General features: G+C 32.1%; 15 protein-coding genes. 4 read left to right on the top strand and 11 right to left on the bottom strand.

The genetic code is table 11. The features are described 5' to 3' along the window. Nucleotides 1–17: 17 nt before the first annotated feature. Nucleotides 18–1265, bottom strand: coding sequence for an aspartate kinase (locus Q1B05_RS16520; RefSeq protein ID WP_299782164.1), 1248 nt, complete (start codon nt 1263–1265; stop codon nt 18–20). Next, nucleotides 1266–1745 (bottom strand): GNAT family N-acetyltransferase, encoded by a 480-nt coding sequence (locus tag Q1B05_RS16515; protein WP_299782162.1) that lies wholly within the window; start codon nt 1743–1745, stop codon nt 1266–1268. 112 nt (nt 1746–1857) lie between these two features. Between Q1B05_RS16515 and fbp the strand changes: the two genes are divergently transcribed. Next, entirely contained in the window at nt 1858–2868 is a 1011-nt protein-coding gene (gene fbp, locus Q1B05_RS16510; protein WP_299782160.1) for a class 1 fructose-bisphosphatase, read from the top strand. Between the two features lie 66 nt (nt 2869–2934). On the opposite strand, the gene Q1B05_RS16505 is transcribed toward fbp, so the two are convergent. Next, nucleotides 2935–3366 (bottom strand): TerB family tellurite resistance protein, encoded by a 432-nt coding sequence (locus tag Q1B05_RS16505; RefSeq protein ID WP_299782158.1) that lies wholly within the window; start codon nt 3364–3366, stop codon nt 2935–2937. 176 nt (nt 3367–3542) lie between these two features. Between Q1B05_RS16505 and mfd the strand changes: the two genes are divergently transcribed. Both mfd and Q1B05_RS16495 read left to right on the top strand, forming a co-directional pair. Further along, on the top strand, nt 3543–6890 hold the full coding sequence (mfd, locus tag Q1B05_RS16500) for a transcription-repair coupling factor (protein WP_299782156.1): 3348 nt from the start codon (nt 3543–3545) through the stop codon (nt 6888–6890). A 5-nt stretch (nt 6891–6895) separates the two neighbouring features. Next, on the top strand, nt 6896–8200 hold the full coding sequence (locus Q1B05_RS16495; protein WP_299782153.1) for a TlpA disulfide reductase family protein: 1305 nt from the start codon (nt 6896–6898) through the stop codon (nt 8198–8200). Nucleotides 8201–8308: 108 nt separating this feature from the next. Here Q1B05_RS16495 and Q1B05_RS16490 read toward each other — a convergent pair whose 3' ends face one another. The 8 genes from Q1B05_RS16490 to Q1B05_RS16455 form a co-directional block, all read right to left on the bottom strand. Continuing rightward, nucleotides 8309–9112, bottom strand: coding sequence for an amino acid racemase (locus tag Q1B05_RS16490; RefSeq protein ID WP_299782151.1), 804 nt, complete (start codon nt 9110–9112; stop codon nt 8309–8311). A gap of 13 nt (nt 9113–9125) precedes the next feature. Next, entirely contained in the window at nt 9126–10700 is a 1575-nt protein-coding gene (locus tag Q1B05_RS16485) for a sulfatase (RefSeq protein ID WP_299782149.1), read from the bottom strand. Between the two features lie 342 nt (nt 10701–11042). Then, nucleotides 11043–12482, bottom strand: a complete 1440-nt coding sequence (locus tag Q1B05_RS16480) for a SusD/RagB family nutrient-binding outer membrane lipoprotein (RefSeq protein WP_299782147.1) — start codon at nt 12480–12482, stop codon at nt 11043–11045. 11 nt (nt 12483–12493) lie between these two features. Then, a complete protein-coding gene (locus Q1B05_RS16475; protein WP_299782145.1) occupies nt 12494–15649 on the bottom strand; it encodes a SusC/RagA family TonB-linked outer membrane protein in 3156 nt (1051 codons plus the stop codon). A 327-nt stretch (nt 15650–15976) separates the two neighbouring features. Next, nucleotides 15977–17410, bottom strand: coding sequence for a hypothetical protein (locus tag Q1B05_RS16470; RefSeq protein ID WP_299782143.1), 1434 nt, complete (start codon nt 17408–17410; stop codon nt 15977–15979). 132 nt (nt 17411–17542) lie between these two features. Then, on the bottom strand, nt 17543–18433 hold the full coding sequence (locus tag Q1B05_RS16465) for a hypothetical protein (protein WP_299782141.1): 891 nt from the start codon (nt 18431–18433) through the stop codon (nt 17543–17545). Between the two features lie 457 nt (nt 18434–18890). Continuing rightward, nucleotides 18891–19853, bottom strand: a complete 963-nt coding sequence (locus Q1B05_RS16460; RefSeq protein WP_299782139.1) for a D-2-hydroxyacid dehydrogenase — start codon at nt 19851–19853, stop codon at nt 18891–18893. Between the two features lie 61 nt (nt 19854–19914). Continuing rightward, nucleotides 19915–20274 (bottom strand): YraN family protein, encoded by a 360-nt coding sequence (locus tag Q1B05_RS16455; protein ID WP_299782137.1) that lies wholly within the window; start codon nt 20272–20274, stop codon nt 19915–19917. Between the two features lie 194 nt (nt 20275–20468). Here Q1B05_RS16455 and Q1B05_RS16450 point away from each other — a divergent pair, with 194 nt between their 5' ends. Next, nucleotides 20469–22376 (top strand): S9 family peptidase, encoded by a 1908-nt coding sequence (locus tag Q1B05_RS16450; RefSeq protein WP_299782135.1) that lies wholly within the window; start codon nt 20469–20471, stop codon nt 22374–22376. The last annotated feature ends 33 nt before the right edge of the window (nt 22377–22409 follow it).

The following is a 22409-nucleotide window of genomic DNA, read 5'->3' as shown; positions in this document are numbered from 1 at the left end:
CAAATGTAGTAAATTGTTTATTTAGTTACTATTTGTAACGTGTCTTGTGTACGCTGTTGTAATAGTATGTCTTTATCTTTTTTTATTGAATCTAAAGCATCTGTATTATAATGTCTTACCGTGTATAAAGATACATTAGAAACATGTGAGACTTTATAACTAACGCGAAAATGATCTAAAACGTGTTCTAAATTATTAAAAACATCTTCAATACAAATAGAAAAACTAATAGCAGAATTCTGAATAAGATCTACTTTCATTTTAAAAAGATGCAAAATATTAAAAATGTCGCTAATATTTTCTTCTACAATGTAAGAAAAATCTAAAGAAGAAATGCATATTAAAATGTCTTGTTTTTTAACTATATAACACGGTATTTTAGGAGTAATGCCAAGCTGTGCGTTAATTTTAGTGCCTTTTGCTTTGGGATTTAAAAAGGATTTAACATATAGCGTAATACCCTTTTTTTGAAGTGGTTGTAATGTTTTGGGATGTATAACACTTGCACCGTAAAACGCCAATTCTATAGCTTCTGTATAAGACAATTGTTCTAAAAGTTTAGGCTCGGAAAAATAACGAGGATCGGCATTTAACACACCCGGAACATCTTTCCAGATGGTTACACTTTCGGCATCTAAACCGTAAGCAAAAATAGCCGCAGTATAATCGCTACCCTCTCTACCAAGAGTTGTAGTGCTTTTAAAATCACTACCTAAAAACCCTTGAGTTACAACTATAGAATGATTTTGTTTAAGAGGTTTTATAAGTTGTTCGGTAGCATCCCAATCTACATTAGCACGTCTGTAATTAGAATCTGTTTTTATATAATCTCGAACATCTAACCACGTATTTTGTACTTTTAACTGATTTAAATATTGACTTACAATAGTTGTAGAAAGTAATTCTCCAAACCCTATAATCTGATCGTAGACAAAATTATAATCGGTAGATGTATTTTCTTTTAAGGTGATTTTTAAAGCATCGAAAAGAGTTTTAACAACACAAAAAACAGGATGATTAACATCTAAAAACAATTCTGAAATAATGGTATTATGGTAATCTATAACCACTTGTATAGAAGCTTCTAATTCAGCTTTATTATACAGCACATTAGAAACAATAACCTCCAATGCATTTGTTGTTTTTCCCATAGCAGAAACAATAACTACAGGATATTCATCTGAGTACTGCTTTAAAATTTCTGATAGATTTTTAACACCTTCAGCATCTTTTACAGAAGCACCTCCAAATTTAAATACTTTCATTTAAATGTTATCAATATAATTCTTTATTGCAGATTCGTTTAATTGCACCACATCCCAATCACGTAAAACTGTTGCTCCTTTACTTTCATAAAAAGCAATTGCTGTTTCGTTCCAATCTATAACTTCCCAATTAATACGTTTTGCACCTTTGCTATACCCGTATTTCACAACCTCGTTAAGCAAAGCTGTACCAACACCTGTACCTCTAAAATCTTTATTTACAATTAAATCTTCAAGATGAATAATAGGACCTTTCCAAGTAGAATATCGGTTATAAACTAATGCTATTCCTTTAATTCTGTCTTCAATTTCAGCAACAAAACATTTAAACAAAGGAGTAGTTCCAAAACCATCGCGCTCTAAATCGCTAACGGTAACTTCTACAGCTTCAGGCTCTTTTTCATAAATAGCTAATTCGTAAATTAGCTCAAGTACGCCTGCCATATCTTCAATTTTGGCTGGTCTAATTTTAATATTCATAATAATTATTTAAGTCTTCAAATATATATAAAATGAATGGATTATAATTTTGACTCAAACGTTATAGTTTAACAAAAAACACGATATTTGCATAAACAAACGTTACCAATAAATGTCAAAACAAAACAAAACATTAGGTGAATTTATAATCGAAAATCAGACCGCTTTTAAATACACCACAGGAGAGTTAACAAGATTACTAAATTCTATTCGTTTAGCTGCTAAAGTTGTAAACCACGAAGTAAACAAAGCTGGATTGGTAGACATCATTGGAAATGCTGGGGATGTAAACATTCAAGGTGAAGACCAACAAAAATTAGATGTTTACGCTAACGATGTATTTATTCAGACGCTTATAAAGCGAAATATTGTTTGCGGTATTGCTAGTGAAGAAGAAGACGATTTCGTTTCGATTAACAGTCAAGATTCTAAAAACCAAAACAAATATGTGGTATTAATTGATCCTTTAGATGGATCTTCAAATATTGATGTAAACGTATCTGTGGGAACTATTTTTTCGGTGTACAGACGTATCACTCCAGTAGGATCTCCTGTTACAATTGATGATTTCTTACAAGAAGGTCACCAACAAGTAGCTGCTGGATATATTGTGTACGGAACTTCTACAATGTTAGTTTATACTACTGGTGCCGGCGTAAATGGGTTCACTTTAAACCCTGCAATTGGAACGTTTTACTTATCGCACCCAGATATGTCTTTCCCTTTAGATGGAAATATTTACTCGTGTAATGAAGGAAACTATATACATTTCCCTCAAGGCATAAAAGATTACATTAAATATTGCCAAATGGAAGAAGATGATAGACCATATACATCTAGATACATTGGATCTTTAGTATCTGATTTTCATAGAAACATGATTAAAGGTGGTATTTATTTATATCCAAAAAGTTCTAAAAATCCAAAAGGAAAACTACGTTTATTATACGAATGTAACCCTATGGCCTTTTTAGCAGAACAAGCTAATGGAAAAGCAAGTGATGGTTTTACTCGTATTATGGATATAAAACCAACTGAATTACACGAACGTGTACCTTTTATGTGTGGAAGCAAACACATGGTTGAAAAGGCTGAAGAATTTGAAAGAAAAGCATTAAAATAAGATTATAAATAAAAAAGCGATCATTTTAAAATGGTCGCTTTTTTATTTTAGTAGAAAAATAAACTATTATTGATTCATTTTTTTCATTTCTAGAATAAATGTATCTAAATCGACATTCTCCTCGACTAACGTTAAGGCCTTATCTACAATATACTTTACGTTACGTGATGAAAAACCTAACCCCATTCCCATTTTACGCAATAATGTAATTTCACTGTCACCATTTATATGGTCTAAGTTTACCATTCTTGCCAAATCGTACAAACGCTCTAAACGCACGGCGTATTCCACAGGAGGATTTATTGGATGCGATTTATAATCTATTAATATCTGTGCGTATTCCTCCTCGTTTATGTGTAAATTTCTTGCTAATCTATCTAAAAACGCTTTCTCTTCTTCAGAGATAATACCATCATCCATAGCTACACGAACAATAGCAGCAAAATGATCTTTGTTACGTTCTGTAAACCCGCTACCAAATAATTTTGAATAAGACATATCTTTTATTTTTTAAGGCGACTAATATAAATAAAGTTTAATTGTTAATATATTTAATTATTATTAAATTTTAATCTTTAATTTAAGAAAAATCAAATTAATCTCAATTTTTAATTTCATAAATCATTAACATAATTTATAAACGCATACCCTATATTTGCAAAAAATAAATTGACTTGAGTAAAAATAACCTCTTGCAAACATTTGCACAAACTTTGCAAACGCAAAATTTGCAACTTGCTATTTCTAAAAGTGAAAATAAAACGGTTTTAAAAGGCCTAATTGGGTCGTCTTTTTCTTTAGTAATTGCTGAAGTTTTTAAATATGCAGAAAAGCCTTTTCTCTTAATATTTAATGATAAAGAAGAGGCCGCTTATTATTTAAACGACTTAGAACAGTTGTTAAACACCAAGGATGTACTCTTTTATCCTGGAAGTTACCGCAGACCTTATCAAATTGAAGAAACCGATAATGCTAACGTATTATTACGTGCCGAAGTTTTAAACCGTATAAACTCACGTAAAAAGCCAGCTATTATTGTAACTTACACAGACGCATTATTCGAAAAAGTAGTTACAAAAAAAGAACTAGAGCGCAACACACTAAAAATTGCAGTAAACGATAATTTATCTATAGATTTTGTAAACGAAATTTTATTTGAATATAAATTTAAACGTGTCGATTTTGTTACAGAACCAGGAGAATTTTCTGTTCGTGGTGGGATTGTAGATGTGTTTTCATTCTCGCATGACGAACCCTATCGTATAGAATTTTTTGGAGATGATGTAGATAGCATTAGAACTTTTGATGTAGAAACGCAACTATCTACAGAGCAAATTAAAAAAATCAGTATTATTCCTAATGTTGAAAATAAATTATTAGACGAAAGTCGCGAAAGTTTTATAAAATACATATCCTCTAAAACGGTCATATTCTCTAAAAACAGTCAGTTACTGTTTTCTGGAAGCGATGTCCTTTTTGGCAAAGCTGTAGAAGCCTTCGAAAATCTAAATTCAGAAATAAAACACAGCGCTCCAAACGAGTTATTTTGTAATGCTGAATTATTAAAAAAACAACTTTTAAAATTCACTGTTGTAGAATTTGGAAGCGGTTATTATTTCACTAAAAGTATAGACACTGGTATTGTTTTTAATACCACACCACAGCCCTCTTTTAATAAACAATTCGATCTGTTAATAGAAAATTTAAATAGCAATCACAATAAAGGGTTTACCAATTATATTGCTTGTATAAGTGAACAACAAGCAAAACGATTTCACGATATATTTAACGACATAGAACAAGGTGTATCTTACCAAACCATAGTCTTATCGTTACATCAAGGTTTTATAGACCACACCAATAAAGTGTTGTGTTATACAGACCACCAAATATTTGAACGTTACCATAAATTCAGTCTTAAAAATGGCTATGCTAAAAAGCAATCCATAACACTTAAAGAGCTTACCAATTTAGAAATTGGCGATTATGTTACGCATATTGATCATGGTGTTGGACGTTTTGGCGGACTTCAAAAAATTGATGTTGAAGGCAAAAAACAAGAAGCCATAAAACTTATTTATGGCGAGCGCGATATTTTATATTTAAGCATACACGCACTTCATAAAATAACCAAGTTTAACGGAAAAGATGGTAAGGCGCCAAAAATTCATAAACTAGGAAGTAACGCTTGGAAAATTTTAAAACAAAAAACAAAAACACGCGTTAAAGAAATTGCCTTTAACCTGATTAAACTGTATGCAAAACGTAAGTTAGAAAAAGGGTACCAATACAATCCAGATAGTCATTTACAACACGAATTAGAAGCTTCATTTATTTACGAAGACACGCCAGACCAAAGCACGTCTACTGCCGATATTAAAAACGACATGGAAAGCGAACGCCCTATGGATCGCTTAGTTTGTGGCGATGTAGGTTTTGGAAAAACAGAAGTCGCTATCCGTGCCGCTTTTAAAGCTGTAGATAACGGCAAACAAGTAGCTGTTTTAGTACCAACTACCATTTTAGCATATCAGCACCACAAAACCTTTAAAGAACGTTTAAAAGACTTCCCTGTAACCGTAGATTACGTAAACAGATTTAGAACTGCCAAAGAAAAAAGAGAAACTTTAGAACTACTAGAAAAAGGACACGTAGACATCATTATAGGCACACACCAACTTGTAAATAAAAATGTGGTTTTTAAAGACTTAGGACTTCTTATTGTAGATGAAGAACAAAAATTTGGGGTTGCCGTAAAAGAAAAACTAAAGACACTAAAAGACAATGTAGATGTATTGACATTAACAGCAACACCAATTCCAAGAACACTACAATTTAGCTTGATGGCAGCACGTGATTTATCTGTAATTACAACACCTCCGCCAAACCGTTATCCAATTGAAAGTAATGTTATTCGTTTTGAAGAAGAAACGATTCGCGATGCTGTGAGTTACGAAATTCAGCGTGGTGGACAGATTTATTTCATTCATAACAGAATTGAAAACATTAAGGAAGTTGCAGGTTTAATTCAGCGTTTGGTTCCCGATGCAAAAGTAGGTATTGGTCACGGACAAATGGAAGGTAAAAAATTAGAAAACCTAATGTTGTCTTTTATGAATGGTGATTTTGATGTTCTAGTCAGTACAACCATTGTAGAAAGTGGTTTAGATGTACCAAATGCAAACACTATTTTTATAAATAACGCTAATAATTTTGGGTTGAGCGATTTGCACCAAATGCGTGGTCGTGTAGGTAGAAGTAACAAGAAAGCATTCTGTTATTTTATTACTCCAGAATACTCTTCTATGACCGAAGACGCCAGAAAACGTATCACCGCCTTAGAGCAATTCACAGAATTAGGAAGTGGTTTTAATATTGCCATGAAGGATTTAGAAATTCGTGGCGCTGGTGATTTATTAGGTGGCGAACAAAGCGGATTTATAAATGATATTGGATTTGATACCTATCAGAAAATTTTAAATGAAGCCATTGAAGAATTAAAAGAAAACGAGTTTAAAGATTTATATCCAGAAGAAGAAGGCAAACCTAAGGAATATGTTAAAGACATTACCATAGACACCGATTTTGAATTACTGTTCCCTGACGATTATGTTAATAATATTGCCGAGCGTTTAAATCTATATACACAACTTAATCAGTTAAAAACAGAAGACGAATTAATCGCATTCGAAAAAGAGCTAATCGATCGTTTTGGAGAACTTCCGGTACAAGTTGTAGACTTACTAAATAGCGTACGCGTTAAATGGCTTGCAACAAAAATTGGATTAGAAAAATTAGTTATGAAACAAGGTAAAATGGTTGGTTATTTTGTTAGCGACCAACAAAGTTCATTCTACCAAAGTGCTAGTTTTACAAACGTTTTAAAATTTGTACAATCCCACCCAAAAGCGTGTAAAATGAAGGAAAAACAAACACGTGCAGGACTACGACTATTACTAACTTTCGACCATATTAAAACTGTAAAACAAGCATTACTTGCCTTACAACCTATTTTAAATTAAAACACATGAAAAAATTAATTTTTACATTTTTACTACTCCCAACCATACTATTGGCCCAGCATAAAGTTTCTGGAACATTTTTGCCTGCAGAACAATTTAGAGCTGCTATTTTATACAAACTAGAACCTTCTAAACCAGTTTACATTGCAAATACAAACATTGTAAATGGTCATTTTGAAATGGAGCTAGACGCCTCTCAAAAACCAGGTATGTATCGTGTAGTATACGCACTACCTCAAGATCAATATAATTTCGAATTTATTTATAATAATGAAGATATCGTCTTTAGTTTCGATAAGGAAAAAGGGATTTCTTTTCAATCATCTAAAGAGAATACACTATTAAATGATTACAAAAGCGAGATGCTTGCTATTAAAAGCAAAATCAATACATTTTACAGCAACAACATTCAAGACAAAGCCGAATATATGGCATGCTTTACAGAGTTAAAAACAGTACAACATAAAGCAGAAGAAACGTCTGAAAATATGTTAGTTCATGATTTTATTAAAGCAGAAAAACCATACATCCCAACAGCTTTTGAAGATGCGCAAACGTATTTCAATAATTACAAAACCAACTACTTTAAGCCTATAGACTTTAGCAATTCGGTACTACAAAACTCTAGTTTTTTATTAGATTCTGCACTAAGATACATTTTCATTTTTGTAGACAAACAACACGAAAACACCTCGTATAAGAACAATATAGACGTTGTTGTTGGTGTTACTTCTAAAGAAAAAGTAATTCAGAAATCAATTTTAGAGTCCTTGTGGAACCAGTTTAAAGAACTTAACAACGAAGAGGTTGCCAATTATATTGCTTCAAAATATCTAGAAAAATTATTAGATCCTGTAAAAGACGAACTACTTTTATCTGACATGAAAGCGTTTCAAAATACAGCCATTGGCGTAGTAGCGCCCGATTTCTCTTGGCCTTCTAAACAAGGAAGTAGTAAACTAAGTAAACTTACGGGAAAAGATTTTTACATTGTAACCTTTTGGAGTAGCACATGCTCGCATTGCCTTGCTGAATTGCCTGTATTAAAAAAATACTTAGGAACTAAAACCAATATTCAAGTACTCGCTGTAGGGCTGGAAGACGAACGTCCTAATTGGGAAAAAACTATTGTAGACTATCCAGATTTTACTCAAATTTACGGTTATGGAAAATGGGACAACCCAATTCCAGTAGCGTATGGTATTTCGAGTACACCATCATTTTTTGTACTAGATAAAGACAAAAAAATTGTAGCGAAACCAGATGATGTAGAAGCACTAATTACATTTTTAAACTCACACAAATCATAGACAAATATTAACGACTTACATACTGTTTACAAAGTCTTAATAAGTAAAAAGCTGAACAACATCTGTTGTTCAGCTCTAAACATGTTTATCACAAAATAAACAAACCACTTATTCGTTTAAAATATAGTCTACTCCTGATAAGGAATGTATTTTAGTTGTATCAAAAATAGAAATATCAAGATCGTCTTCAAAAATCATTAAAGGAAACTCTGTACAGCCTAAAATAATACCTTCTGCGCCTTCATCTTTCATTTTATTTATAACACTTAACACATACTTTTTAGATTCGGGTTTAACTTCTCCGTATGTAAGTTCTTCTATAATAATTCTATGCAATTCATCAATAACCTTTTCTTCTTTAGGCACAAGAACTTCTAAACCATTATCTTCTATTCTTCCCGTAATAAAATCTTCGGTCATACTATACTTAGTTCCAATAAAACCTACTTTTTTTAAGCCTTTTTTATGAATCGCTTTAGACGTTGCATCTGCAATATGTATCACAGGAAAATCTAATTGATCTTGGACCGTAGTATATACTTTATGAGGTGTATTTGCGCAAAACATTACAGATCGCGCACCTGCTTTATTAAGACTTTTTGCTGCATGTGTTAACATAGCCGCAATGGAATCCCATTTATCTTCTCTTTGAAAACGATGCACCTCAGCCTGATTAAGCGTATAAACCAACAACGGTGGATTTGTATTATTTCCGAAGTGATCGTTTACAGCTTGATTAATTGCGCTATAATAATCTAATGTAGAATGCCAAGACGTTCCTCCTATCAATCCTAATGTATTCATTTTTTGTACTTTTATTTCTAATTTATCAGGTTGTATGACCTCTTTTTCACTTGGGCTAATATAAGAGGTAAGTCCTAAAAACAGTAAACCATAAATATACTTTTTCATAATGTTTATCAACTTATAATGTTGTGAATCCTTTTTTTAATTCTTGAGACAACGTTACTACTAATTCCTGGTTTGCAACTTCGTTTACAACATTTATATTCTCTTGAGAATCTTTCTCATGATCAAAAAGTTCTCTCCCCACTAATTCTCCTTTTTCTTTTTTATCTGCCTTCCAGGTATACCATTCAACATAACGGTAACGATCTGTCCTTACAGTATATCCCATTCGTTCTTCTTCTCTTTCTTTTATAGGCCCAAATCTTCCTAATAAAAACTGACTATAAGCAGCGTCTTTTACTTTTGAATCTGGATCTTTTAGAAGCGGTTTTAAACTTGTTCCTTGTAAATATTCGGGAACATTAAAACCTGTTACATCGCAAAGTGTTGGATACACATCTACAAACTCTGTTAAAGCATCACTAATTTTACCTTTAGCAGCAACTTTATCTCCACTAATAATTAATGGTACTCTAGCATCAATTTCATAATTGGTTTGTTTACCCCAACCATTATGTTCACCAAGCTTCCAACCATGATCTCCCCAAAGTACAACAATGGTATTATCTTTAAGCCCAAGACGTTCTAATTCGTCCATTATTCTACCTATTTGCGCATCGACATAAGAGATAGAGGCATAATAGGCATGCTTAAGTTCTCTTTGCTTTTCTTCATCCCAATTTCCTTCATTAGGATAAGGTAAGTTGTTTTTAGCATCCATATACCCTCTAAGTTCGGCATCCCCATGCACAGCATAAGATGGACTATCTTTTGGATGAAATTGATTATCTGCCAATTTTATATCTTCCCTATTATACATGTCCCAATATTTTTTGGGTGCGTTAAAAGGTAAATGCGGTCTATAGAACCCTACAGATAAAAAGAAAGGTTGATTTTTAGATTTTAATTCGCTTAATTTTTTAATAGCCATTGTAGTTTGAGCGCCATCATAATAAGCATCATCATCTACCAGTCCCATTTCACTAGATCTAGTTTTCGAATAAATAAAACCATACTTATCAAATTTAGCTCGACCTGCTTTTAAGCGTTTTAATTCAAGTTCTTTTTGTTCTATAATATTATCTTGGTTTACGTATACAGCATCCGGATCGAAAGGAAATCCGTCGACATGTAAATACTCATTCCAAGCTAAGGAATCCTGCAAAGTGTTATGAAACGTTTTTCCTAAACCAACACTATAGTAACCATTATTTTTAAAAAATTGAGGAAGTGTAACCAGGTCGGGCATTTGGTCTCTAAAATGTGTTTTTAAATCCCAAACTTGCGTAGAGTCAGGTCTTAAACCCGTCAATAAACTTGTTCTAGAAGCAGTACAAACGGCTTGTTGGCAGTAGGCACGATTAAAAACAACGCCATTAGAGGCTAATTTGTCAATATTAGGAGATATTACGTCGCTATTACCATAACACCCCAACTCTGGTCTGAGATCATCTATAGGAATAAATAAAATATTTGGCCTATCGATGTCTACATTTACTTCTTTAGTGTCTGTTTTTTTTTCACAGCCACACAATATTAAAATAGCTATTAATGTAAAGTAGTTAAATATTCTTTTTTTTATAATCATCATTAAATAAAAATTTAATATATCTTATTTCTTATTCGTTTTACTTTTCGAATGTATTTACGGACAAAATCTAGCTATCGTAATTGGTAATTTTGTTATTACGCCCATAGATGAATGTAAACTAAGTGTAAAATTACTTCTCGTTTAATTCTGTTTTCTTTTAAACCTTATCTCATTATTAACAAGACATTTTTTAATCTTTTATAGACATATTAATTGCGTTAAATTATAGTAAGCTAGTAATTATAAAATTCAGTTTTTATCTTATAAAACAGTTATAAGACGATGACTAACTCAAAAAAAATGAAACATCACTAGCTTACTATAATTCTAAAATATTACACTCTATTTTTCAAACCACATAGGATCCTCAATAGTTACTTCAGTAGGTATGTTTATATTAGCTGCAGCTTCATTGCTAGAATATGTATATCTTCTAATTATATCTGAGGCACCAGAAAGGTTAGGAATATCAAAATCAACTGACTTTGTTCTTTTCCATAAATTCCATGCTTCAATTCCATTACCAAATAAAGAGATATAATGCTGGTCGTTTATATAATCTAGTGCTTCATCTGTTGTTAGTGTTGATAAATCTGGCAAACTTGCTATATACGTATCTTTATCTGTTTGTGAAATCTCTCCTAAAGAACCATCAAAATAATCTAAAGCCAATGTAACTCCTTCTAAAAACCATGTATTCGCTTGTGCTAAACCTCCTGAAATATATCCATTTGCAGCAGCATCTGCCAATAAAAAATAGGTTTCAGATGCTGTTGAGTATCTATCAGGTGTATCTGCTAGAATATTGTTTACATTTATTTTTGAAGTAAGTGTGACACCTGTATATCCTTGAACTAAACCAACATAAACACCATTTACATTTTGATCAAAATAAGTTGCTCTACGGGGATCGTCTAAATCATTCATAAGGTTTACAAGAGGGCTTCCTGCGTACCATAAATTAACATTTCCTCCCCAATAATTATTTATAAAAGTATATTTAGGGTTTTCGTTACCAATTTCAGAACTGTATTTTAATTTAGCTTCCTGTTCGTTCGTTAGTATTAACGCGCTATTTGCTACTTCCTGAAGTCTGTCTGATACTTCAGTAGGTTTTATATTTGCCATAAACATGAGCATTTTTAACTTAATAGAATTTGCCCAACGAATCCAAGCCTCTTTATCTCCATCAAAAATTAAGTCATCAACAATGTCTGAATCGATATCTTGTTCTAAAATTGCAATAGCTTCATCCATTAAAGTAACTATACCTTCCATTACAGTTTCTTGAGAATCAAACTCTGGATTAGGATATTCTGTTGGATTTCCTGCTTGGGTAAATGGAACTTCTCCCCATACCTGTGTTATATTAGAATAAATAAACCCTTCTAATATTTTCGCTTGAGCAGTAATATATACATCTTCTGGGTAATCTTTTTCAACTAATAATTCTACTAAAGATAAATTTTTTAAACAGGTTGTATACCAATTTGTCCATGCATTATTTACTGAAGGCACTCCAAGTGTATATCTACTTCTACTTCTCCAGGTACCAGCACTACCTGCCCATTGTTGCGCATGCATATTAGAACCTGCGAATTCAATAACTCTTTGCGAAGACATATTGACTATGACCTCAGGAAATAAAAGATAAGGTGGTACTGTTGTTACTGCTAATGGATCTTCATTAATATCTGTTATATCATCAGTACATCCGTTTAAGCTGAATATAATTAACGATAATAAAAATAAATACTTTGTTTTTATGATTGTATTTTTCATCTTTTTCTTATTTAAAATTGAACGTTAACACCAAACCCAATACTACTTGTTGAAGGCAAACCATTATATTCAATACCCCCTCCATTACTACTTGAACCAAACAAATTTGTTTCTGGATCAATATGAGGAATACTAGTATTAAAAAGTGCTATATTTCTTCCTTGCAAACTAAATCTTAAAGATTTAAAAGGGGTGCTCCCTAACTGATTCTTATTCAACGAATAAGACAAAGCTAACTCTCTCCATTTTATATAAGTAGCATCAAACGTATTACTTTCATGAATCCTAGAGGCCGAATAATTAGTCCAATAAGATTGTACATTTGGTATTGGTGTTGTGTTTTCAGAATACGTACCATCTCCATTATCAACAAAGGTATTTGGATCTACAAAAAGTGTTTCTCTATCTACAGCTGTTTCTGCAGCCAAACCACTAGTTCTTAGGTTAGATACGGTTTGCGAATATAAAACACCGCCTTCTTTCCAATCGAAAGTTGTGGATAGTCTCCAACCTTTATAACTAAATACAGAAGTAAGCCCCATAGTAAAGTCTGGCATTATATCTCCTAAGCGTTCTGTATTACCTTCATAACGTAAACCGGTACTTCCTACTAGTATTTGATCCTCTATAGTATTTCCATTTTCATCTACAGCTCTAGCAAATCTATTTCCATATAGACCTATACTTTCTCCTTCTCCGGCAGCTACTGTTAAACCATTATAAGTACTTGCCAAAGTATATTTCTCTAAATCACCTAAATCTTCAATAATGGTTTCATTGGTTGTAAAATTGTAATTTAAGTCCCACTTAAACCCTTTAGCTCTAATTAATTTTATTCCTAATTGTAATTCAAAACCTGTGTTTGATATTTCTCCTAAATTAGTCCAAGCAGAACTATACCCTGTAGAAGGCGAGGTAGATAATGCTATAATTTGGTCAGTAGTATTAGTCTTATAATAAGTTGCATCTACTGTAAATCTGTTTTTAAAAAACCCTAATTCAATACCAATTTCTTTACTTAATTGATTTTCTGGCTTTAAATATGCATCTGGCAGAGAATTTGGACCCGAAAAAGCGAGCTGACCACCAAAAGGAAATGTTCCAGATGTACTAAATTGTCCATACCAACTTGATTGAGGAGTATACAAGTAATCTAATCGATAAGCACTTGTATCACCCCCTACGTTTGCCCAGTTTGTTCTTAATTTACCATAACTAAAAATATTACTGTCAATATTAAAGGCATCAGAAAATACGAAACTTAAAGCTACTGATGGATAAAAATAACTGTTGTTATTCTCTGGTAAGGTAGAAGACCAATCGTTTCTTGCAGTTGCATTTAAAGTAAGCCATTTTTTATAAGTCATTGTAAAATCTCCAAAAGTTCCAAAAATACGTGTTTGAGAATAATTGTTAAAAGGAACATTACTTTCTACATTACCTGGGGAAAAAAGCTCAGGAATAGTAAGAGTTGTACCAAGATTACCAATAATATCAGTTGTTCTTTGATTCCATTGTACCCCACCCCTTAAAGTAACATCAAAATCTTCAAAAGAATTATCATAAGTTGCTATATAATCTAGAGTTATTTCATTTCTACTCGTAGTAGATTGTCTATAATTACCCTCAAGAAGTCCAATAGTTCCTTTATGATTATTTCTAAAATATTTTGTATTGTAGGTATCATACCCCACTCTTCCTAACATAGAAAAATGATTTACAGGGCTATAAGTAAGAGCAACATTCCCAAAAAACCGTTCGGTATCAGCTGTTCTTTGATTTTCATTAACAATCCAATACGGGTTATTGGTTCCATCAGCATCAACAGGAGATAGCTGTGTTACGCCATCATCGGCTACCCATGGTTTAAAAACATCTATATTTGTAACTCTTGGTAATAGATTGACAATACTTGTTAATATATTAGGGTCATTTGCTCCTGTTGCTACAGCACCATCTATACCTGTATTAATATAATTTACGCTGAATTCAGAACTCAACTTATCAGACAATTCAGAACCTGCTTTAAGGCCTAAATTCAATCTATCAAGAGACGATCCAGGTAAAAGCCCTTCATTTGAACTATAAGAAGTACTAACTCTATAATTATTTTTTCCTTCGTTTGAAGTTCCTGAAATTGAAAAACTATTTACCCTAGTTGAACCTAAATCATAAAAATCTTTTTGAAGATCTGGATTCGATGTAAAGGTTTGTAAATTGCCTGCATAATCTGTGTACGTTGTTCCGCTAGAGATTGCAGGTCCCCAACCTTTAGAAGCATCTTGTATATTATCGCCATCAATCTCACTATAAACTCCTAGACTACCTGGGCCATAGCTATTTTGAAAATCTGGAAGTCGTAGAGGTGTATCAAAACGCATTGTTGAGCTATAAGTAATGGTGGCACCTTTTCCTTTCCCTTTTTTAGTAGTTACCACAATAACACCGTTAGATGCTCTTGAACCATATAAAGCCGCAGCCGATGCCCCTTTAAGCACGGTTAGCGTTTCAATATCATCTGGATTAATATCTTGGGCTCTGTTCCCATAATTTGCACCTCCTGATATACCACCGTCAGAACTATTATCATCAGATATAGGAACCCCATCAATTACCCATAACGGGTTATTATCTCCAAATATACGAGTAAGACCTCTTACTGTTATCTTTGTCGAAGTCCCTACACCTCCGCCTCCGCCAGTAATTTGAACACCAGACACTTTACCTTGTAAGGCTTGTAATACATCGGTTTCTCTTGCTTCTTCAAAATCTTCAGATTTTACTGTACTCACAGCATACCCTAAAGTCTTTTCTGCTCGCTCAATACCCATTGCAGTTACCACAACCTCATTCAGGGCTTCTGCATCTTCATATAACGTAACGTCTATTTTTGTAGAGGCACCAACAGTTCTTTCTTCTGCCCCCATACCTAAATAAGAAAACACCAACACCTGTCCTTGATTTGCTTTAATGGAATAATTACCATCAAAATCTGTTTGCACACCTATCCGAGTACCTTTTATTATAACAGTTACTCCTGAAGCAGGAATACTTGATTCGTCTATCACCTTACCCGTAATATTGTTTTCTTGCGAATAGATATACTGAATAGTCCCGAATTGAATCGTAATAAAGAAGATTAATAATTTGAAGATTTTTGTTTTCATACACAGTTGTTTTTATTATAAACCATCTATTAAATGCCTTCAAAATAATTTAACTTTTTGTTAAATTATATTTATGACAACATTAACAAATGAGATATAAAACAACTAAAAAACCAATAAAAACGGGAGATTTAGAGGTGTACACTTATACTACATCAAGCCTTAACACTAGATTTTTATGAGAAAGAAAATAAAACAACAGTATATTATTAATTTATTTATTTTATTCAAATAATTTATCAAACATGACATCCAAAAAAATCAATAATAATGTTAAAACACAATAAAAATATCAGTAAAAAAAAGAGTTTTTATAAACAACTTGAATTAAATTCTTTTTATCCAAGTATATATATTTTCATCTTCGGGAATGTTTAGCTTTTTACGTAATCTGTACTTTTTGGTTTGCACCGTTCTGGGCTGAATATTAGTGAAGCTTGCAATATCTTTTGAAGAAAAATTAAGCCAAATCATGGCACATAATGTTAATTCTGTGTTTACCAATTTAGAATTTACCCTTAATAAATTTGTACACACCTCGGGATAAACTTCTTGAAAACGGATAAGAAAAGAAGGGTCGTTACTTTTAGCTAAATCGACAACTTCTTCGAAAGCTTCATTTAATTTTTGTTTTAATTTTTCACTTTCAAGTTGTTCTTGCTTTATTAAGTATTCTTTCTCTTCAACTATTCTAAGTCTTTTTTTTCTGTAGTAATACACAATTAGGATTACAAGTCCTACAAACAAAAAGACTACTGTTACTATAAGAACACTGTATTTTTTTTCTTGCTGCTTATAATCACTTTCTTGTTCGGTTAAAAAGTTACTAATTACACCACCTATATTTTTATTATACTGCGTACTTAAACTATCTGTTAAGTCTGCATATTTTACTAAATACTCATGAGAACGATCCTCGTCTTGTAATTGAGAGTACGTTTCTGAAATTAATTTATAAGATAATTGAACATTGTCTAACTCCTTAATATTCCTAGAAATATCTATAGACTCTTCATACAAACTTATAGCTTTATCATAATTCCCTATGGCTTTATTATAATTAGCTTCTGCTTGCAGTATTATAGATTTATGATATTCTGTAATATCCCGAACTTGCATTAACTTTTTACTTTTATTTAAATAAGTCTTTGCTGAATCTATATTTACATCCTTCTTTAAATAATAATTTGCAACAACGGCATACTTAAATGGATTTTCTTTAATTTTAATTGCCTTATGTAAATAAACTAATGTAGAATCTAATTTATAAGGAGTATTTGTAAAAGCATCTGCCTTGTTTATGTACAAGAAAGATAATAAATAATCATAATTAGGAGGCAACTTGTTACAGAGTTTAATGCACCTATTGTAATATTCAATAGACTTATTACTAATTTTTAATGCTGCATAATTTCTTGCATAATTAGCTAGAACCCTTATTTTTAGAATAAAGTCTTTATCTTCATCTATTAAATTATCTGCCAAATCTAAATATCTCAAACTCTCTAAATGTTCTCCAAAAGTGCATAAGATATTAGCAATGCGTATATAGCCAACAGTAACATAATAAATATCATTCTCCTTTTTAGCCCTCTCAACAATATCTATGTCTAGAAGTAAGGCTTCTTCAAGAAGGCCTTTTTTAATCAACGAATTCTCTTTATTTATCCAATCTTCATAATCTGTTTTTTGTGATTGCTGCCCGGCATATACTGAAGAAAGAACTAAAAAAAATAATATAATAATATATCTGCTTCTCATTTATATAATAACTCCTATCCTTAATAAAAAAGGTATGTTACAGAGTAAAAATACTTACTTTGTAACATACTTTTTTATATAAAAATATAATTATTTGGTCTTTTTATGAGATTACTCTATAAATTACACTCTTTAATTTCCTTTTCCTAATAACGTTATCCATTGCTCTGCGTAACCTATATTTCTTACACCATTAGAATGTCCTTTTTTTCCTTCTGGCACAGGAAGATTAAAAGAGTAAATATGATCTTTAGGTATCCCCATTGCTATATAAGATGCTTCAATCACTTTAGCTGTAGGCTCGGTAACATGATAGGTACCATACCATAAATTGGAAGGCGTAACACTTTCATTATAATACCATCCAGCAATTTTATTTTTAGCAGAATAATCCCATCCTCCAGAAAAATCTATCACTCTAGCAACACGTTCCTTTTTTGCTATAAAAGCAGCCATTCCGCCACCTTGAGATTGTCCTGAAACCGCAATTTCACTCCATTTTGGTTCTCCATTTTTAAGGTAAGCTCCCCAATTACCTTGCTTATCATTTTCTGCAAGATAGGTTAATAATTTAGTCAATCTATTAACTATAGCATCATGTTCTTGATCTTCAATAAGCGGAAAATTATTATTGCCATAAATACGCATAGTCCTAAAATCACTTGTACATTTTGCATTTTTTTCTAAGTTTTCTCCTCTACATATCTGAGCAACTGCTGGTGTATTTATATAAGACAGATTAATAACATGATATCCCTGACTAACAGCTACAGAAAACAAATCCTTAGGGCCTTTAGCAGCAATGCCTCCTGTACCAGGTAAAAACAATAAAAGTTTCCCTTGTTTTGCAGCTTGATTATAAACTATAAAATGAGGTGTATTAGCTTCTTTAATTCGTGAATCGGTTTTAGCAGGATCGACATTTAGAACCGTATAATCTTTAGGAAATTGATATCCTGATTGCCCAAAAGAATAATTGTGAAATAACACAATAACAATTAATAGAATAAGCTTTTTTATCATAATATGTTTACTTTATTTTTTTTAATACCTCTTAAATACACAAACCTATTTTATTGAAAAATTATATGGTCGTAGAAAACGAATTCTAGAAGTTTTATAAAATTTTAATTAATCAATTTATGTTGAATTCTTTCTAAAGCAACTAAAAAAAAATTAAAATAAAGCATTTTTAACGTGCACACTTATACTACAGGCTATGTTATCCAGTGACTTTTATGAGAAATGAAATAAAACGACATTAAAATCTGTTTTTATTTATTTTTTAAAGATAATTTTAGGTAACATAATAATAGTTAAAATTAGTAATACTATTAAAATAACACCAAGACTGTAATTAAAAATGGAATATTATTTAGATTATACAGACTCATTCTTTTAATATTTGCAAACATTTTAACTCCAAAACTCTATAACGACTTGTCTATTTGTGATGCTTTTATAGCTTCAATTAAATTTTTCACGACACCACATTTTTAGCATCTCCATTTAAAAATGTTTTAAAATTATTGACAGTTATTTGCATGCAACGACTTCTAGCTTCGTGCGGAGCCCAAGCTATATGTGGTGTAATAATACAGTTTTTAGCCTCTAAAAGTGGATTATCAGATAGTATCGGTTCTTCTGAAACTACATCTACTGCTGCACCTGCGATTTTACCAGAATTTAAAGCTTCGGCTAAATCGGCTTCTACTACCAATCCGCCTCGAGATGTGTTTATTAAAAACGCTGTCGTTTTCATTTTAGCAATGCTATCCGAATTAATAATGCCTGCGGTATCATTGGTCATCGGACAATGTAAACTGATAATATCTGAATCTTTCAACAATGTATCTAAATCTACAAAACGACATGTTTCCGTTTCATATTCAGGATAAATGGTTCTATTATACACCAAAACATTTAATCCGAAAGCTTGTGCTAAGGCAGCTGTCGCTTTTCCTATTTGTCCGAAACCAATAATCCCCATGGTTTTATCTTCCAATTCAATTAGCGGACTATTCCAAAAACAAAAATCTAAAGACTTCTCCCATTGTCCAGATTGTACTGCAGTATTATGATCACCTATATGGTGACACAACTCCAATACCAACGCCATCGTAAACTGGGCCACAGAGGTTGTACTATACGCAGGTACATTTGTTACGGTTACACCTTGATTTTTTGCTGTTTCAACATCTATAATATTAAAACCTGTAGCCGTAACACCTATATATCTTAAATTAGATAACTGCTCTAAAACCTCTTTTTGTAAAGGTATTTTATTAGTAATAACAGCATCTGCATTCCCGATTGCAGCGATTATTGATGCTTTATTAGACTTTATACGATTATGAATGGTAACATCTGCCAAAGCCTTTAAAGGCTCCCAACTTAAATCTCCAGGATTTAAAGTGTACCCATCTAATACAACTAGTTTCATTTTATTTTAAAATTTTATATAATTTTTATTTATCTCTATTACATGCTTATTCTAAATGATTTTAAAAATGATAAAAAGCATTTTCTAAATGTTCAAGCTCGAATTTTTTACTTGATTTTACAATAGCAATAATATCAAAGCGTACTTCTAAATCTAAATTATGACTTGTAATGTAAGCGTCAACAGCGGTAACTAATCTTTGAATTTGTTTTGGTTTTACAAAATCTTGCGGATCTCCGAAAAAGGATGACGATCTTGTTTTAACTTCTACAACGGCAAGAATATCATCTTTTTGGGCTAAAATATCTACCTCAGCTTTTTGATAACGATAATTACGTTCTAAAACTTTATAGCCCTTTTTCAACAGAAAATCGACAGCCATATCTTCACCTAATTCACCAAGTTCGTTATGTTGTGCCATACCTTAATGTTCTAAATACATTTCAATTCACAAGTTAATCATTAATCATTTTAAAATTCAATAAGGTATTCATCTTAAATTTTCAAGATGTTTAAATAGTAAAGAACGCAATATACTACTCTAGACTTTATTACAAATTTAATAAACGAAACAGCCTCAAATCCGTATATTTGAGTTGTATAATTAATATAAAAATGAAGAAATTAATCTTAATTCTAACTGCTTTGATTACTAGCAATTTATCGATGGCACAAAACGTAATGAATCCAGAATTACTTTGGAGTGTAAAACGTATTGGCGTTATGGGCGTATCTCAAGATGGCTCACAAATTTTTTATAGTGTAAAAACCCCAAATATTGAAGACAATAGTTATGACACGTCATACTTTAAAATTCCAATTAATGGTGGCGATGCTGTTGAAATTAAAAAAGAAAATGTTACCGTTACAGACAAAAACATATCGCCAGATGGTGCTTACAAACTGTTTCATAAAGCTGTGCATTTAGAAGATATTAAAGCTAAAGACATTTACAAAAATCTTGATAAAGCAGATGCTTATGTGTTTACAGATTTAGATAATCGCCACTGGGACACATGGAGCGACGGATCTTACGAGCATGTATTTTATAAAAAAGCAGATGCTGAAGATGAGTCTGCTACAGACATTATGCCTAACGAACCTTTTTACACACCACAACGTCCGTTTGGAGGTGACGAAGATTATATTTGGGCTCCAGATAGCAAAAGTATTTACTACGTTAGCAAGAAGTTAAAAGGAAAAGCCTACGCTACAAGTACCAATACCGACATTTACAAATACAATATTGACACTAAAAAAACAACCAATATTACAGAAGATAATACAGGTTACGATACCAATCCTGCATTCTCACCAAAAGGTGCTTTAGCATGGTTACAAATGAAAACACCAGGTTACGAAAGCGACAAGAATGATATTATAGTTTTAGAAAACGGAATAAAACAAAACTTAACCCAACAATGGGACGGAACAGTAAACAGTTTTACCTGGAGTAAAGACGGTTCTAAATTATATTTCACAGCTGCTGTAGACGGTACCATTCAGTTATTTTCTGTGAATTATCCTGGTAAAAAACGAATTGCCCCTGTGGTTGAGCAATTATCTGAAGGACAATTTGATGTTAGAGGTATTGTTGCTGAAGTAGGAAAAACACTTATTGTAACTCGTGGCGACATGAATCATGCTAGTGAGGTTTATGCTTATAATTTGAAGAAAAAAACATTCAAACAATTATCCAGTGTTAACAACGACTTTTATAGCAAATTAGATTTACCTAAAGTTGAAAAACGTTACGTTACCACAACCGATAATAAACAAATGTTAGTTTGGGTAATCTTACCGCCTAATTTTGATGCAACTAAAAAATATCCAACCTTATTATATGCACAAGGTGGGCCACAATCTCCACTTTCACAATTTTATTCTTACCGTTGGAACTTTCAACTTATGGCTTCTCAAGGCTATATTATTGTAGCGCCTAACCGTAGAGGAATGCCTGGACATGGTGTAGAGTGGAATGAAGCGATTAGTAAAGATTGGGGCGGACAAGTTATGGACGACTACCTTTCTGCTATAGATGATGTTGCAAAAGAATCGTATGTAGATAACGACAGATTAGGAGCTATTGGCGCAAGTTACGGCGGGTATTCTGTATTTTATTTAGCCGGAATTCACAACAAACGTTTTAAATCTTTAATTGCACACGATGGTGTTTTCGACACAAGGTCTATGGCTGGAACAACAGAAGAATTATTCTTTGTAAATCATGATTTTGGTGGAAATTATTGGGATAAATCAAATAAAATTGCTCAAAAAGCATTTAACGAATTCAATCCCGTAACACTTGTAGATAAATGGGATACACCTATTTTAATTATTCAAGGCGGAAAAGATTATCGTGTACCAATCGAGCAAGGTTTAAGTGCTTTTCAGGCAGCACAATTACGAGGCATAAAAAGTAAATTATTGTATTTACCTGACGAAAATCACTGGGTATTACAACCTCAAAATGCTCTGGTATGGCAGCACGAATTTTTTAGTTGGTTAAAAGAAACACTATAAAATGCTTTAACGTTAATAATATTTTGATTCTTT

The organism is uncultured Formosa sp., assembly GCF_947500765.1.
Lineage (GTDB): Bacteria > Bacteroidota > Bacteroidia > Flavobacteriales > Flavobacteriaceae > Formosa.
This window is presented reverse-complemented; position numbering and strand designations above follow the sequence as displayed.